This is a genomic window from Hydrogenophaga sp. FW305-3-2-15-A-LB1 (assembly GCF_058787875.1).
Genome location: NZ_JBYTAE010000082.1, coordinates 1 through 14626, shown reverse-complemented (window position 1 = coordinate 14626; position 14626 = coordinate 1). Strand labels below are relative to the sequence as shown.

The window sequence follows — 14626 nt, the reverse complement described above, 5'->3', positions numbered from 1 at the left end:
GGCCTCTCTTGAAATTCGCCAGCTTCCTGCACCAGGGCACCGCCACCTACGGCGCCGTGATCGACGACCAGCACCTCGTGGACCTGCGCCCCGCCCTGGGCGCGCTCGCGCCCGACCTCCAGAGCGCGATCGCGCAAGGCCTGCTTGACAAGGCCGCCGCCCTCGCGCGCGCCGCCACCGAGCGCATCCCGCTCGACGCCGTCGAGTTCCTGCCCGTGATCGGCCGGCCGGCCAAGATCGTCTGCGTGGGCCTCAACTACGCCGACCACGTGCGCGAGACCGGCCGGCAAGTCACGCAGCAGCAAGCGCCCACGCTGTTCCTGCGCGTGGCCAACTCGCAGGCCGGGCACGGCCAGGCCCTGCTCATCCCGCCCGAATCGCCCGCGCTCGACTTCGAAGGCGAGATCGCCGTCATCATCGGCAAGCCGGGGCGCCGCATCGCCGAGAGCGCGGCCTGGGCGCACGTGGCCGGCTACGCCTGCTACAACGACGCCAGCATCCGCGACTGGCAGACCGCCACCTCGCAATGGACCGCCGGCAAGAACTTCGCGCGCACCGGTGCCTTCGGCCCCTGGATGGTCACGGCCGACGAGATCCGCCCCGATCAGGTCATGACCCTGATCACCCGCCTCAACGGCGAAGAAGTGCAGCGCACCACCACCGACCTGCTCATCCACAGCATCCCCTCGCTCATCGCGCATATCAGCTGCTTCACCGAACTCGAAGCGGGCGACGTCATCGTCACCGGCACCCCGGGCGGCGTCGGCTTCAAGCGCCAGCCGCCGCTCTACATGCGACCGGGCGATGTGGTGGAAGTGGAAGTGGATGCGCTGGGCGTGCTGCGCAACCCCATCGAGGCAGAAATGGCCTGAACGCCCCGGGGCAGGACCGGGGCTCAGTCCCCGGTGATCTTGCCCAGCAGCCGGATCAGTTCGGCGGTCTCGGCATCGGAGAGCGCGGCGCGCAGCGCCGCCTCGTGCTCGCGCACGATGCGCGCGGCGCGGCTCCAGCACTTGCGCCCCTCGGGCGTGAGCTTCAGGTACACCGTGCGGCGGTCGTGCTCCTGGCGCGTGCGGTCGATCAGGCCGCGCTCGGCCAGCTTGTCCGCCAGCGGCACCATCGACGGGTTCGTCAGCCCCACACCGCGCGCCAGCTGGCCCTGCGGCAACTCCACATTGCAGCTCAACAGCTCCAGCACGCCATACATGGCCGTCGTCAGCTGCAGCTTGCCCAGCGCCGTGTCCAGGCGGCGCAGCGCCTGGTTGTGCGCTTTTCGAAGGTGGTACCCGACGTAAGCGTCGAGCGCGGGAGAAGAAGGAGGGGTGCAATCGGCCATGGGCAGCCGGCAGGATAGCACGCAGTCACCCGATCATTCTTCGTCTATTAGTTTGACATCGAACTATTCGATGACTACACTTCGGCCCAATATCAATCAGGAGACCGCATGTTCGTCGTCGACAACCACATCCACCTGGGCCAGCCGGGTGTTCACGTCTCGCAGCACATCTACAGCGAGCTGCGCAAGAACTGGAGCGACCGTGGCTTCCGGTACCACAGCACCGAAGTGAAGTCCGAGCGCCGCGACGGCGAGATGCTCGTCCACGTGATGGACGAAGTCGGCATCGACGTGTGCTGCGTGCTCGCCGGCAACTGGAACCGCGTGCTCCCGCCCGAGCAGCGCCCTTACAACGTGCCCAACGAATTCGTGGCCCAGCAGGTCAAGGCCTCCAAGGGCCGGCTCATCGGCATCTGCAGCGCCGACCCCATCATCGACCCCTGGGGCGCCGCCGACGAACTCGAGCGCTGCGTGCGCGAGCACGACTTCCGCGGCATCAAGCTCTACCCCACCTACGCGCACTTCGACCCGCGCGACAAGGCCTGCGAACCCCTGTACGAAGCCGCCTCCGCGCTCGGCGTGCCGGTGCATTTCCACATGGGCTTCACGCCCGTCTGCGGCGCCGACATGAAGCTGCAGCAGCCCTGGCTGCTCGACGAAGTGGGCCAGCGCTTCCCCAAGATGAAAGTGGTCATCTGCCACCTGGGCTACCCCTACGCCGCCGAAGCCATGGGCGTGGTCGCGCGCAACCCCAACTTCCATGCCGACCTCAGCGCGCTGGGCTTCTACCATCCGCGCACCGTCTACCAGCTCATCCACGACTTCGGCTGCGTCAACCCCTGGGAACGCCTGCTCTACGGCTCGGAGAATCCCTTCATGTGGACCTTCCACAAGACCGTGCAGAACATCAACGAACACGCGCGCGCGCTCGACATGCCCGAGATCCCCGACCACGCGCTGGAACTCATCCTCGGCGGCAACGCCACGCGCCTCTACCGCATCGACCAGAGCAAACAGCACCGCCCCGCGACGCCGCCCGCCAAGGCCGCCGCCTGACCACCCCATCACACCGGAGACAAGACACCATGAAGAAGATCGCTCGTCGCTCCCTGCTGGCCGCTGCCCTGGCGCCAGCCCTCGGCACCCTCGTCGCCCCACTGGCCCATGCGCAGGGGGCCTTCCCCGCGCGCCGCCTCTCCGTCGTCGTGCCCTTCCCCGCCGGCGGCCCGGCCGACATGGTCGCGCGCGTCATGCAACCGCTGATGCAGAAAGCCCTGGGCGAAACCGTCATCGTGGAAAACTTCGCCGGCGTCGGCGGCGCCATGGGCGTGGGCAAGGTGCTGGCCGCGCCGGCCGACGGCCACACCATGCTGCTCACCACGGTGGCCGAGCCCATCCTGCCGCCGCTGACCATGCCCAGCGTGCGCTACAAGCCCGACGACCTCGTGCTCGTCTCGCAGCTCTCGTACACCAACATCGCGCTCGTGGTGCGGCCCAGCCTGCAGATCAACTCGGCGCAGGCCCTGGTGGACTACCTCAAGAACCCGAGCAACAAAGCCCTGACCTACGCCACGCCCGGCAGCGGCACGCTCTACCACCTCATGGGCGAGCACTTCAAGATGCTCACCGGCACGCAGCAGCTCATGCACGTGCCCTACAAAGGCCTGGCACCGGCCGTGAACGACCTCATTGGCGGCCAGGTGGACGTGGCCTTCCTGCCCATGGCCGGCAGCACCGCCAAACTGATCGAAGCCGGCACGCTGCGCGCCCTGGCCCACACCGCCGACAAGACCGTGGCCGGCCTGCCGCGCCTGAGCGAGGTTGACCCCAGCCTGAAAGACTTCGTCTACACCGTGTGGACTGGCGTCTTCCTGCCGCGCCAGACGCCCAGCGACGTGGTGAGCGCCGTGCACAAAGCCATCGACACCGCCCTGCAAGGGCCGGAGTTCGGTGTGTACACCCGCGAAGCCGGCGGCGTGGCGCTCACGCGCGCCATGCCCCTGAAGCAGGCACAGGCCTTCTACAGCGCCGAAGCGCAGCGGCTGCAGCGGGTGTTTCAGGCGGTGAAGCTGAAGGCGGACTGAGCGCGAGCGCAGGTTCCAAAACAAGGGCCCGATGGGGCCCTTGTTTTTTCGTGTCTCAGCTAGGATGGCGGTCGGCCTGCAGCGAGCATGCGCCAGAGCCCTCACAAGCCCGTCACCGCGAAGCCATGAAAAACGGAACGACCGCTGAACTTCAGATCATCCTTGCCGTCACGGCGTTCCCGTCCGGCGTCCGTTTTGCGGTGCAACACGGCCGCGATGGCTTGCTGCCGCCCTACGCGTCGACGGCCGAGCTCGTGTCGTTCGCCATCACCATGAGTCTCGGCCCCACGCTGCCGGACGGATCGTTCAACTTCCGTGGCCCGTTCGCGCAAGGCACACCGGCCGACCGCTTCATTTACCTGAACTCCGGGACCTACGCAGGCCAACCCGATTCACGCTGGGAGCGAAGGGCGAAGATCAAGTTGGCCGGCATCCCCCAGCCCTTGGTGGAGACCGCCGCAGGAGACGCCAACTGCGCCATCGAAGGCCGCATCCACGGCACGGCGCGAGACGGCGGGCCGGTGTGCGCGACCGTGGGCCCTCAGGCGATCCGCTGGCAACTGGTCAAGCGCATCGTGCCCGCTGAGCTACGCTGAAGCGGCCAGCCGGCGCAGTGCCAGGAAGCTCCAGCTGACATCGGCCCGCCCCAGCATGTCTTCGCGCTCGGCCTGGTGGTGGCAATGCAGCCCGTGCCGTGCGGCCAACCGAACCGTGTCCTCCGCAGAGAAGTCAAACATTCTTCGGCCTTCCGGTATCGGGCCGTGCCGCAGAGACATGAAGACCTGCCCGTTGTCGGCCGTCAGCGCGGCGACCGCTTCCATGGCCACCTCCCGTTCGCACCGTATCCAGCCGCTCCGGGGACTGTAAAGGTCATGGATGCCACACGTGGTTGGGACAAGCGCTTGCGGAGCGCAGCGCGCGACCGCTTCTGGCCGATGCCCGACATGCTAGCCCAGGCAGGACCATCGAGGCGACCTGTGGCCGCTCATTGCAGCTCCACATGCCCGGCAAACGCCCCCGTGCTGCGCACCACCTCCCCATGCTCCACCCCATGCGCGAAACGCACGGCGGGGTCGGCCTGCAGGCGCTCATACAAGGCATTCAACGCCGGGTAGTCGCGGCGGTCCAGCACCTGGTGGAAATCGTTCCAGCGCGCGATGCCCAGGAAATACGCGTCCGCCGCCGTGCGGCGCTCGCCCACCAGCCAGTCGCGCCCGGCCAGCAAACGCTCCAGCGCGGCATGGGCGCGGCGCACCTTGTCGCGCCCCATGGCCGTCGCCGCGCGCAGCGCTTCGCCTTGCAGGCCGTGTTCCATCGCATACCAGAGCGGTGCGAACGCTTCGAAGAAATCGGTGTTCAGGAACGCCAGCATCTCGTTGAAGCGGTCGAACGCCGCACTGCCCTGCGCAGGCACCAACTCACTGGAAGCAGCCGCCGCCGCACCGATGTGATGCAGGATGGCCATGCTCTGGCTCACGAAGCGGCCATCGGCCGTGCGCAGCGAGGGCGTTTCGCCCACCGGGTTGATGCGCTTGAAGGCCTCGCTGCTCACCACCTCGGGCATCTGGATGCGGCACAGCTGGTAAGGCAGGCCGCTCCACTCCAGCGCCACGATGGCGCCAAACGAACAGCCCTCGGGCACGCCGTAGAAAAGAAGAATCGGTTTCATGGTGGGTTTCAACTCCTGTTGCATTGACGAAGGAGTGCATTCTTGCGGCGTGGACGATGGCCGCCTAGACTGGAAAAAAGCAACGCATCGTCCACATCTGTGGACAATGGCGGCATGAACCTGAACGACCTCACCCTGTTCGCCCAGGCCGTGGAAAGCGGCGGCTTCGCGCCTGCGGCCCGGCGCTTCTCGGTGCCGAAATCCACCCTGAGCAAGCGCGTGGCCGCGCTCGAAGCCAGCCTGGGCGTGCGCCTCATCGAGCGCAACTCGCGCAGCTTCCGCCTCACCGACACCGGGCACGACTTCTACCAACACGCACGCGCCGCGCTGGTGGAGGTGGAAAGCGCGCAGCAGGTGGTGCAGTCGCGCCTGGCCGAGCCCAGCGGCACCGTGCGGCTCACCGCTGCCGTGCCGGTGGTGCAGTTCCAGCTGGCGCCCCACCTGCCCACGCTCGCCCGCACCTGGCCCCGCCTGCAATTGCAGCTGCACGCCAGCGACCGGTTCGTGGACCTGGTGCAGGAAGGCTTCGACATCGCGCTGCGCAGCCACTTCGCCCCCCTGCCCGACTCGGGCCTGGTGCAGCGCACGCTCAAAGTAGAGCCGGTGATGGTGGTCGCGGCCCCGGCCTACCTGCGCGAGCACGGCACACCGCGCCAGCCGACCGACCTCGCGGCGCACCAGGCCCTGCTGACGGGCGTGGACGCCACGCGCTGGACGCTGAGCAACAGCAAAGGCGAAGTGCAGACCGCCGAGCCGCAGCCGCGCATGGTGGCCGACGAATCCGTGGCGCTGCTGCACGCGGCCACGGCCGGGCTGGGCATCGTGTGCCTGCCCGAGAGCATCTGCCAGCACCATCTGGCGCGAGGAGAACTGGTGCGCGTGCTGACGCGCTGGACGGCGGGCCGCGTCACCACCACCGCGCTGGTGCCGCACCGCCGCAGCCTGCTGCCTTCGGTGCGCGTGGTGCTGGAGTTTCTTTCGGAACAGCTGGGGTCGACGGCTTGAACCTGACTTTGCAGCAAAATACTGTATTAACGTACAGTACAATGGCCCCAGGCCAGACACCATGCGGTGTGTGGCTCCAAGCAGTTGCTGTTGTTGTCTCCTTGAGGATCTGCAGCTTTAGCCCGTCCGCCTTGTTGGTGGCCGGGCTTTTTTCTTTTTGCATGCACAAACGGCGATGACTTAGAGCAGATAGCTGACCAGCGCGAGCAGCCTCGCGATGCGTGTTCGACGGAGGAGCGCAAACCCGACCGCCGGCTCACATTCGCAAACCCATTCGTGTGGAACGCGCGGAGTCCCCCTGCGGGGGAGCGCGCACGAGTACTCGTTTATCACTCTACTGGTTTAACTAAAAAAACCCGTAGTCTGACAACACTCGACGATTGACACACCGAAATGCCCCTGAAGCTCTCTTCGCTTTTTTTCTGGAAAATCACCAAAATCATGCGAAACAAATGATTTTCCTTCCGACGCAGCACAAACCAAAACAAACGTTCGGTCACGTTTATTAGAAAGAATTTGATTTAGCTTCCGTTTATCGGCCGCACTAAAATTAACTTCAATAAGGGAAATTCTTTTACTTGCCGCCATCGTTGCGACAACTTGTGCAGCAAAACTTTGGGGTGACAAGCGGGCCAAATATTCATGCCCAATTTTGCTACTATTTTTTGAGGAATCAAGACTAAATCCCTGATCAACAGCCAGTTTAGTAGATGCTGCAATCAATGCGTTTAAAAAGTTTAATGCATCAATGCACCTAGCCTCTTTAGGATTGCAAGCATGCATTAAAACATTCGTATCGATCGTTATATCTGAAAGCAGCGGCATTTATTTACCCTCAATTCTTTTACGGGCAAATTTTTTAGGAGCCGCTCTCGAATTCACTCGAGCACCGTGCGGTGGCGCCAGAGTGTTTTCAGTAGATCTCCCTGAAATCCTTGAATCAACTTCGGGTTTATTTTTCGCAGCTTCCGCTTGAGCAATTGCTAACGCAAAGGATTCGCGCAATGCATCGTCAAAAAACCCTTTGGGCCAAGCATCTAATTCGATACCTCCATCAGCCTCGATTTCAATTTTTCGGATTGTCGATACACCTTTATTTTTTTCTACAAAATATAAACTAACATCGCTAGAATCTATTTTCCCCTCTGCCACGAGCCTCCTCAATCTAACAATTAGGTGTTCACTGTGCGTTTCGACTACCACTCTATGACCGGTTGTTGCCATGCGTACGAAAAGGTCAGCCAATACACACTGAATTTTCGGGTTGAGATGAATTTCAGGCTGCTCTGCAAGAGTCAGGCTGTCCTCTGGAGCCGCAACAGCCTGAATGATCAACGGCAATACCTGAGATGCTCCGAAACCAGCGTCGGCAACATTTGTTTTCTCCTCCCCCGCTTCGAAAAGAAGTTGAAAGAGATCGTCGTTGATTTTGTGATATCGGAGCCGATCACCGAATTCAAAGGCCTTCACCCATTCGTCGATCTGACCGCTGAGCTCTTTGGCTTTCCGCCGGAATAGATTAGCAGCATGCTCTCCCTGCGACCCCACAGTTATGGGAAGTTCACCCGAAAATCGATAATATCGTTGCAGTTTTGCACGAAGAGGACCAACGTAGCTCAAACCGTTAAGCAACCCTCGAACGTACGAATACGTAAAACCAGCTGCCCGAAGGTATGAAGAAAACGATGGTGTAAATCCGGAAATTTCCGACTCTTCATCGCCGTCCAATTCTTGCTTATCCAGTTGATAAAGCAAATTAGTCGGTGAAAAGGCAAAATTAACAGGAGTGTCTCGTGCAATCGCGTCTTTTTCTCCGGCATGCAATTTCTTACTTAATGCACCCTCTACTGCATATTGACTACCATTTAATGTACGGGCAAAAAATGGTCGATTGAACATGTCAGTAACGACATATTTGAGCAGCTTAATTTCTTGGGCATGCGCCCCCGCTTTGAATGTAACTTCGACACCCCCGGGGGCATAGGCGCCCACTGGTTTTATTCTCTCTTTGGGCCGATCATGCACATGAAACCGAAACCCGAAGAATAATTCGCGAGTTATGTCATGCAAATGGACAAAGTCCTTGTAGCTCCCAAGATCGATTAGCGGTCCGCTGGGGACAATTGGTGCCTCCGAGTCAGAGGACGCCATCGTTTGCGCAAGAAGAAGCAATGGCGAAATTACACTACTCTTTCCGCTGTTATTGGAGCCAAGCAGGATCGTTAGCGGGGTTAGCGTAATCCAGTCTGTATCTTCAAATCGCCGAAAATTTTTCCAGCGAATCTGATAATGCGAATGCAATTTTTTGTTCATATTGGCCTTAGTACTCGCGTCTCCATAGTGACGGAATGTAACGTGAAGTGCTGATGATCATCAACTCCAAGGTGCGGCAAAGCTGCCACGCGTGCGCGTTTTCACACAGTTTTCACCACAAATAGCGTGCCTGTAGACGACCGGTTAGCTTTCCAACGTCTATGCCGCTGTACTTATAAACTTCAATAGATTGAAGGCCGCAGGCGGTCAAAGCGGCCACCGCCTTAGCGATCAGCAACTGGGGGCATCGACAAACCGCGCTCTATGACCACCGAACGACTCTAGGTCTGTACGTAAAGGCAGCGGCAAAGAAAAGAAGGCCACAGGGGTCTTTCTGGATCGATGCCTCAGCTGACCTTCTTGCGCTTATCTGCGGCTTCCATCGTCCGGCTCTTGCGAACCTGCTTGGCAGGCACACCCGGCGTCGCCCCCTTAGCAAGCAGTGCTATGTACCTCACCACCTCGATCTGCTTTTCGTGAGAGCAACGATCGGAGTCGTCGAGAACGGCTCGCTGCATAGGCCCCAGTCCCAGCCTCGTCGAGATGCGCTTGCCAGTCAGCAGGTAGCACACGTTCACGCCGACCTCGCCCAACTTGACGAGCACCCGTGCGTACGGGGCTCGCTCCCTCGCTCGTAGTTTCTGATCGAGCGCTTCGAGATTCCAACGGCATCGGCAAACTTGCTGGTTCAGCTTGAGCCGACGCCTTTCCTCCAAAAATCTCTCGGTGAAGATACTCATTTGCTGCATCTTGGATCTGTTGGACGACCTTGTGCTCGAAAGGAAATGTCTTCCCAAAACCGTCCTGCTTTCTGGCTCGGCTCCTCAGCTGCTCTTACTGCGATTGGCTTCGGCCTCTCTCGTCCGTTTCTTGCGGACCTGCTTGGCCGGCACACTTGGCGTCCCACCCTCGGCGAGCAACGCCATGTACCTCACCGCCTCGACTTGCTTCACATGTGAACAACAATCGAAGTCGTCGAGCACGGCTCGCTGCATGGGGCTCAGATCCATCCGCTCAGACGCGCGCTTGCCCGTTAAGACGTAGTACACGTCCATCCCCTTTTCGAAGAGACGCAATAGGTGCTCCGCATCTGGACTGCGTCGCCCGCGCTCGTAATTTCCGATCGAACGCTCCGTGACCCCCATCGCCAGGGCCAATTCCGTCTGGCTCAGCTGTAGCCGGTGCCGCTCCTCAAATAATCGTCCGCCAAAAGTATTCATATTTCCGAACCAATCTGATACTATGGAACGCACGTTCGGCAGAACGTGCACCTTTTGTGTATTTTTCCGTTACTCAATGCTAGCCCAGGGAAAGGAGTCATTTCGACCATGTCCACATTCGTCTCTTCGTCTCGCAAGCGCGTCCCCAACGGGGTCAACAGTTCGCGCCCCATCGCGCTGCGGCTCACCCCGTTTGAGCTGGAGCATGTGAAAAAGCGGGCCGAGCGCGAACAGCGCTCCATGGCCAGCGTGTGCCGCCTCGCGGTGCTGCGTGAGCTGGGCTTGAACGACAACGAAAAGGTGACCTCATGAAACTCTTTGGCCGCAAACCAACCCCTCAGGCAGCATCAGCAGCGGTGCCCACGTGCACGCCCGATCCGGAGCACATGCCCTTCTTCCCGAAACCGGTGTCGACGCAGCGCATGTGGTTTTCGCTTCACCACAGCACGTCGGCGGAGCTGAAGGTGTCCACGCGCCGCGCGAAGGTGAAAGATGCCCCTTATGACGTGGTGCTGCAGGCCAGCAAGGCGCCGCTGGAAACGGAATGGACCCTCAGCGCCGAGCAGGCGCGCGAACTCGCGGCCCGCCTGCTGGACGCCGCCGCCGACTGCGGCGAGTTCGACAACGCGACGTTTTCCCTTCGCTGGGACTGAACGGGCCGAGCGCGCCAGCCTTGGGGGCATGGGCATGACGACTCTTCTTCGATCCATCGCGCTGGCGGCGCTGGGCAAGCCGTATCCTGCACCACCATGACCCAACCCTCTTCTCCCCCTTCTTCCGCCTCCTCCATTTCCAAGCGCCGCCAGATCATCACGGTGATGATGCTGGTGCTCGCGCTCATCGGCGGCCTGGTGCGCTGGCTCGCGCCGCAGCCTTCGCTGGCGCGCGATCTGGGTTCCGTGCTGATGGTGTTGTGGCTGCCGATCATCGGCAACATCATTGGCTGGCTGATCCAGCGCGCGAAGGCGCCGAAGCACCTGCCGCAGGGTTTCGCGGCGGGCACGGTGTTCAAGCCAGATGCGCGGATCGAACTCACCTTGCTCGCAGCCGACACGCCGGTGCTGAGCCGGCCGATCCGTGCGGGTTACTTCGATGGGGCGCTGGTGGTGGGCTCAGAAGGGTTCACCACGCGCCTGGCCGTGCCGACCGATGGGGAGCCGGTGCCCGAGGTGCCTTGCACGCTGGAGGTGCAGTTCCTGCGCCCGGAGCTGGCGCTGGCCCAGCTCAAGAATGGCACCAAGTTCGCGCTGCTGTCGGGCCGCACTTTGTTGGGCACGGGGCATGTGCTGCCGATGGCTTGATTCGAGCTTGGGCGGCGATGGGCGCCCATCGATTTGACGTGCTACTTCTTGCGCGCTGTGGCTCTTGCTTTGTCCAGCGCGGCAATGGCCTCGTCCAGGCGCGGCCAGTTGTCGACCGCCATGTGCATCGATTCAACCAGCAGCGAATTTGCGGTGTCCTGGCTGGCGTGGTCGTTGACCGTCGTTCGACTTGACGCGAAGTGAAAAGTGGAAATATCCGATGTCCGATCTTTGAGGCCCACCATCACCCAGCCAATCGACCGATTGCTCAAGACCACGGCCTCGCCGACGATCACCAATCTGGCGTTGGCCTTGGCAAGCTTTGCGCACACGGCATCGTAGTTCTTGATGTTCCATCCGTCCCAGTTCGTGCTTTTCTGTGCGTCAACAACTGTCGAGGTGCGCTCAGCGGTGATGGAGCACTCGGCCCAAGCTGTCGCGCTGGCGAGAACAAGAAGTAGGGTGAGGAGTTTTTTGGTCATCTTGAAGTGATAAGTGCCACTGGGTGCTCACCGTATCGGCTTCAACTTGAAAAACTGTAGCAGCGCTCTGTCCTGATCGGAGCGGAATCAGGCTGCGCCGGGCCAGATCGCCCCGCACATCGAGCGCCATGTTCATCTTGCCCAGCTCCAGCCCTACTGACACTCAGGGCACTCCAATTCCTGGAAAATACGCGCATGTTCAATTTCAACGTTGTCCAACCCACGTTCGCTGCCTAGCTGCGTCCTTTCGACGGCAATCGGAAGGCGATGACCTTCCGGCCCCACAACCCCGGCAGGCATGGTCTTCCGGGGTTTTGTTTTTTTCAGGTTCCAACATGTTCACGCGCACTTACGACAAGCTGATCGCCACGATTTCCGCCCGCCGGAACGTGGGATGCGTGCGCGTGCGCCCGTGGTCCGGCCGAGCCCTTCCCTCCTGAGCCAGCTCCGGTGAATCCATGCCGGGGCGGCTTGATCGTCCTGACATGTGGACCCTCGAAAGGGTCCGGAAAGATTCACCATGAACCGCATCAACAACAACACCAACGGCATCCGCAACATCGGCATCATTGCCCATGTGGACGCGGGCAAGACCACGACCAGCGAACGCATCCTCTACTACACGGGCGAGAGCCACCGCATGGGCGAAGTGCACGACGGCGCTGCCCACATGGACTTCGACCCCGAGGAGCGCCGACGCGGCATCACCATCAACAGCGCCGCCACCACCGTGCATTGGCGTGGGGTGCAGATCAACCTGATCGACACACCCGGCCACATCGACTTCAACATCGAGGTGGGCCGCGCGTTGCGCGTGCTCGATGGCGCCGTGGTGGTGCTCGACGGTGTGGCTGGCGTGGAGCCGCAGACCGAAACCAACTGGCGCCTGGCGGACCGGCACGAGGTGCCGCGCATCGCTTTCGTCAACAAGCTCGACCGCACGGGTGCGAACTTCGAACGCGTGATCGCGTCGATGCGCGAGCGCCTGGGTGTGCAGGCCGTGCCGGTGCACCTGCCCATCGGCGCCGAGGGTGGGTTCCGCGGCGTCGTGGACCTGGTGCGCATGCGTGCCCTGCTGTGGGAGCGTGACGATGCATCGCAACCGGTGCAGGAAGCCGCCATTCCCTCTGACCTCCTGGCCCAGGCCCAGGCGGCCCGCGCGCGCCTGCTGGAAGCGGTGGTCGAACAGGACGACGAGGCCCTGGAGGCCTGGCTGCGGGGCGAAGAGCCCTCGGTGGAGCTGCTGCAGCGCTGCATCCGTGCGGGCGTGCGCAAGCGCGCCTTTGTGCCGGTGCTGGCGGGTTCGGCCTTCCGCAATCGCGGTGTCGAGCCGCTGCTGGACGCGGTGGTCGACTGGCTGCCCGCGCCTGGCGAGCGCGAAGGCACGGCCACGGGCCTTGACAGCGCGCCGCTGGCCGCCCTGGCGTTCAAGGTGGTGACCGACGAGCACGGCAGCATGGTCTTCGTGCGCCTGTATGCGGGCCGGTTGCGGCGTGGCGACTCGGTGCTCAACGCCAGCACCGGGCGCATGGAGCGCGCGGCCCGCCTCTACGAGGTGCATGCCGACAAGCGCATCGAACGCGATGAGCTCGTGGCGGGCGAGATCGCTGCGGTGGTCGGCTTCAAGGACACCCTCACGGGCCAGACCCTGAGCGATCCCAGGCACCCGGTGCAGCTGGAGTCCATCGCCGTGCCGGAGCCAGTGATCCACATGGCGCTGGAGCCGCGCACCAAGGCCGACCAGCAGGGTCTGTCCAAGGCGCTGCAGAGCATGCTGCGCGAGGACCCGAGCCTGCGCGTGCGCCAGGACGAGGAATCGGGGCAGACCATCCTGTCCGGCATGGGCGAGCTTCAGCTGGAGGTTGCCGTGCACAAGCTGCACGACCGTTATGGCGTGGGCGTGGTGGTGGGCCGCCCTCAGGTGGCCTACCGCGAGACCATTGCCACGGCTGCGGAACTGACGCATGTGCACAAGAAGCAGAGCGGCGGCCCCGGCCAGTTCGCACAGCTCACGCTGCGCCTGGAGCCTCTGGAGCGAGGTGCGGGCGTGCAGTTCGAAAGCCGCATCGTCGGCGGTGCCATTCCCCGCGAGTTCATTCCCGCGGTGGAAGCGGGTATCCGGCGCGCGGCCGAAGCCGGCCCGGCTTCGGGCTACCCGGCCGTGGACTTCCGCGCCGTGCTGCTCGATGGCGCTTTCCATGAGCGCGATTCCTCGGCCATGGTCTTCGAGCTGGCGGCAAGCCATGCGCTGCGCGATGCCTTTGCCAAGGCCAGGCCGCATCTGCTGGAGCCGGTGATGGCCGTGGAGGTGATCGCGCCCACCGAATACCTGGGCGACGTGATCGGCGATCTGCACCGCCGCCGTGGCCAGGTGCGAGGGCATGAGGTGCGCGGCACGGCCACGGTGGTCGACGCGCTGGTGCCGCTGAAGGAGATGTTCGGCTACATCAGTGGGCTGCGCGCGCTTTCATCGGGCCGTGCGCAGTACACGATGCAGTTCGATGGCTACCAGGTGGCGCCGCCCGCTGTGGCCGAGTTGGCTGCAGCTTGACCAGAGGGGTGCAATTCTGAGGGATTGCACCCCTCGAACTCATGGTGTGGCAAGGCCCTATTAATATGCGGTCATGAAAGATGCAAACCTCGACGCCATTGTTGAACTCGAAGAACGGCTGGCGCGCGCCATGCGCACCTCCGATGTTCCGGCTCTGGACGAACTGCTGGCGGACGATCTGCTGTTCACGAACCACCAAGGCATGGTCGTGACGAAGCAGGAAGACCTTGAGGTTCACAGGTCGGGCTTGTTGAAGCTGGACTCGCTCGATGCGTCGGACCGCAGCATCCGGCTGCTCGGCAATGTGGCCGTTGTCGCGGTGCGCGTGCAGCTGGCTGGACGCTATGGCAACGATTCTTTCGAAGGCACGTTCAGATACACCCGCGTGTGGGCGCTGCTGGACGCGCGCTGGCGGATCGTCGCCGCACACGCGAGCGTGGTGGCCGCGTAGTACCGTCGGCGCCTGCCAAAAGCCGGCAGTGCCTGACTTGTCCCTTCTTTCTGTGCATAACTTTGTGGATGTCGCTGGAGCAACCTTGCCGCAGCGAGTGCCTGCGGGGCTTGGCGCTGTGTTGCCCAAAAAACGGGCAGTATCGCCGCCGCCCCTGTCGTAAGACATAAGATATAGCTCGGGCATCGAAGCCGCCTTCCACAGACCCACCCGC

Annotated in this window: 18 protein-coding genes; 10 read left to right on the top strand and 8 right to left on the bottom strand. The window is 62.5% G+C overall.

Features of this window, described 5'->3' with window-relative positions:
* Window positions 1-8: 8 nt before the first annotated feature.
* Window positions 9-872: a fumarylacetoacetate hydrolase family protein gene (locus AC3WPZ_RS22215; protein WP_444686999.1), complete on the top strand. Its 864-nt coding sequence runs from the start codon at window positions 9-11 to the stop codon at window positions 870-872.
* Between the two features lie 23 nt (window positions 873-895).
* On the opposite strand, the gene AC3WPZ_RS22210 is transcribed toward AC3WPZ_RS22215, so the two are convergent.
* Window positions 896-1336, bottom strand: coding sequence for a MarR family winged helix-turn-helix transcriptional regulator (locus AC3WPZ_RS22210; protein WP_444687000.1), 441 nt, complete (start codon window positions 1334-1336; stop codon window positions 896-898).
* A gap of 108 nt (window positions 1337-1444) precedes the next feature.
* Between AC3WPZ_RS22210 and AC3WPZ_RS22205 the strand changes: the two genes are divergently transcribed.
* The 3 genes from AC3WPZ_RS22205 to AC3WPZ_RS22195 all read left to right on the top strand — a co-directional run bounded on the left by AC3WPZ_RS22205 (window position 1445) and on the right by AC3WPZ_RS22195 (window position 4016).
* Window positions 1445-2392, top strand: coding sequence for an amidohydrolase family protein (locus tag AC3WPZ_RS22205; protein WP_291115798.1), 948 nt, complete (start codon window positions 1445-1447; stop codon window positions 2390-2392).
* Window positions 2393-2421: 29 nt separating this feature from the next.
* Window positions 2422-3420, top strand: a complete 999-nt coding sequence (locus tag AC3WPZ_RS22200) for a Bug family tripartite tricarboxylate transporter substrate binding protein (protein ID WP_444687001.1) — start codon at window positions 2422-2424, stop codon at window positions 3418-3420.
* A gap of 125 nt (window positions 3421-3545) precedes the next feature.
* On the top strand, window positions 3546-4016 hold the full coding sequence (locus AC3WPZ_RS22195) for a DUF5990 family protein (RefSeq protein WP_444687002.1): 471 nt from the start codon (window positions 3546-3548) through the stop codon (window positions 4014-4016).
* On the opposite strand, the gene AC3WPZ_RS22190 is transcribed toward AC3WPZ_RS22195, so the two are convergent.
* Together AC3WPZ_RS22190 and AC3WPZ_RS22185 are read right to left on the bottom strand one after the other, a co-directional pair.
* Window positions 4008-4241, bottom strand: a complete 234-nt coding sequence (locus tag AC3WPZ_RS22190) for a hypothetical protein (protein ID WP_444687003.1) — start codon at window positions 4239-4241, stop codon at window positions 4008-4010. The genes AC3WPZ_RS22195 and AC3WPZ_RS22190 overlap by 9 nt on opposite strands.
* Before the next feature lie 164 nt (window positions 4242-4405).
* Complete coding sequence (locus AC3WPZ_RS22185) at window positions 4406-5089, bottom strand: glutathione S-transferase family protein (protein ID WP_444687004.1); 684 nt, start codon at window positions 5087-5089, stop codon at window positions 4406-4408.
* 114 nt (window positions 5090-5203) lie between these two features.
* Between AC3WPZ_RS22185 and AC3WPZ_RS22180 the strand changes: the two genes are divergently transcribed.
* Entirely contained in the window at window positions 5204-6094 is an 891-nt protein-coding gene (locus tag AC3WPZ_RS22180; RefSeq protein ID WP_444687005.1) for a LysR substrate-binding domain-containing protein, read from the top strand.
* 342 nt (window positions 6095-6436) lie between these two features.
* Here the strand turns inward: AC3WPZ_RS22180 and AC3WPZ_RS22175 are convergent, their stop codons facing one another.
* The 4 genes from AC3WPZ_RS22175 to AC3WPZ_RS22160 all read right to left on the bottom strand — a co-directional run bounded on the left by AC3WPZ_RS22175 (window position 6437) and on the right by AC3WPZ_RS22160 (window position 9627).
* Entirely contained in the window at window positions 6437-6919 is a 483-nt protein-coding gene (locus AC3WPZ_RS22175) for a hypothetical protein (protein ID WP_444687006.1), read from the bottom strand.
* Window positions 6920-8407, bottom strand: a complete 1488-nt coding sequence (locus tag AC3WPZ_RS22170) for a DUF3696 domain-containing protein (RefSeq protein WP_444687007.1) — start codon at window positions 8405-8407, stop codon at window positions 6920-6922.
* A 347-nt stretch (window positions 8408-8754) separates the two neighbouring features.
* Window positions 8755-9147: a hypothetical protein gene (locus tag AC3WPZ_RS22165; RefSeq protein ID WP_444687008.1), complete on the bottom strand. Its 393-nt coding sequence runs from the start codon at window positions 9145-9147 to the stop codon at window positions 8755-8757.
* Window positions 9148-9231: 84 nt separating this feature from the next.
* Window positions 9232-9627, bottom strand: coding sequence for a helix-turn-helix domain-containing protein (locus AC3WPZ_RS22160; RefSeq protein ID WP_492441560.1), 396 nt, complete (start codon window positions 9625-9627; stop codon window positions 9232-9234).
* A 108-nt stretch (window positions 9628-9735) separates the two neighbouring features.
* Between AC3WPZ_RS22160 and AC3WPZ_RS22155 the strand changes: the two genes are divergently transcribed.
* From AC3WPZ_RS22155 to AC3WPZ_RS22145, 3 genes are all read left to right on the top strand, one after another.
* The gene (locus AC3WPZ_RS22155; RefSeq protein WP_444687010.1) at window positions 9736-9939 is read left to right on the top strand and encodes a hypothetical protein; all 204 of its coding nucleotides are present in this window, start codon (window positions 9736-9738) and stop codon (window positions 9937-9939) included.
* Complete coding sequence (locus tag AC3WPZ_RS22150) at window positions 9936-10280, top strand: hypothetical protein (RefSeq protein ID WP_444687011.1); 345 nt, start codon at window positions 9936-9938, stop codon at window positions 10278-10280. Before AC3WPZ_RS22155 ends, AC3WPZ_RS22150 begins: the two co-directional genes overlap by 4 nt.
* Window positions 10281-10376: 96 nt before the next feature.
* On the top strand, window positions 10377-10928 hold the full coding sequence (locus tag AC3WPZ_RS22145; RefSeq protein WP_444687012.1) for a hypothetical protein: 552 nt from the start codon (window positions 10377-10379) through the stop codon (window positions 10926-10928).
* A 41-nt stretch (window positions 10929-10969) separates the two neighbouring features.
* Here the strand turns inward: AC3WPZ_RS22145 and AC3WPZ_RS22140 are convergent, their stop codons facing one another.
* Window positions 10970-11410, bottom strand: a complete 441-nt coding sequence (locus tag AC3WPZ_RS22140) for a hypothetical protein (RefSeq protein WP_444687013.1) — start codon at window positions 11408-11410, stop codon at window positions 10970-10972.
* 520 nt (window positions 11411-11930) lie between these two features.
* Between AC3WPZ_RS22140 and fusA the strand changes: the two genes are divergently transcribed.
* Together fusA and AC3WPZ_RS22130 are read left to right on the top strand one after the other, a co-directional pair.
* Window positions 11931-13961 (top strand): elongation factor G, encoded by a 2031-nt coding sequence (gene fusA / locus AC3WPZ_RS22135; protein ID WP_444687014.1) that lies wholly within the window; start codon window positions 11931-11933, stop codon window positions 13959-13961.
* Window positions 13962-14034: 73 nt separating this feature from the next.
* A complete protein-coding gene (locus AC3WPZ_RS22130; protein WP_444687015.1) occupies window positions 14035-14412 on the top strand; it encodes a nuclear transport factor 2 family protein in 378 nt (125 codons plus the stop codon).
* Window positions 14413-14626: the final 214 nt, after the last annotated feature.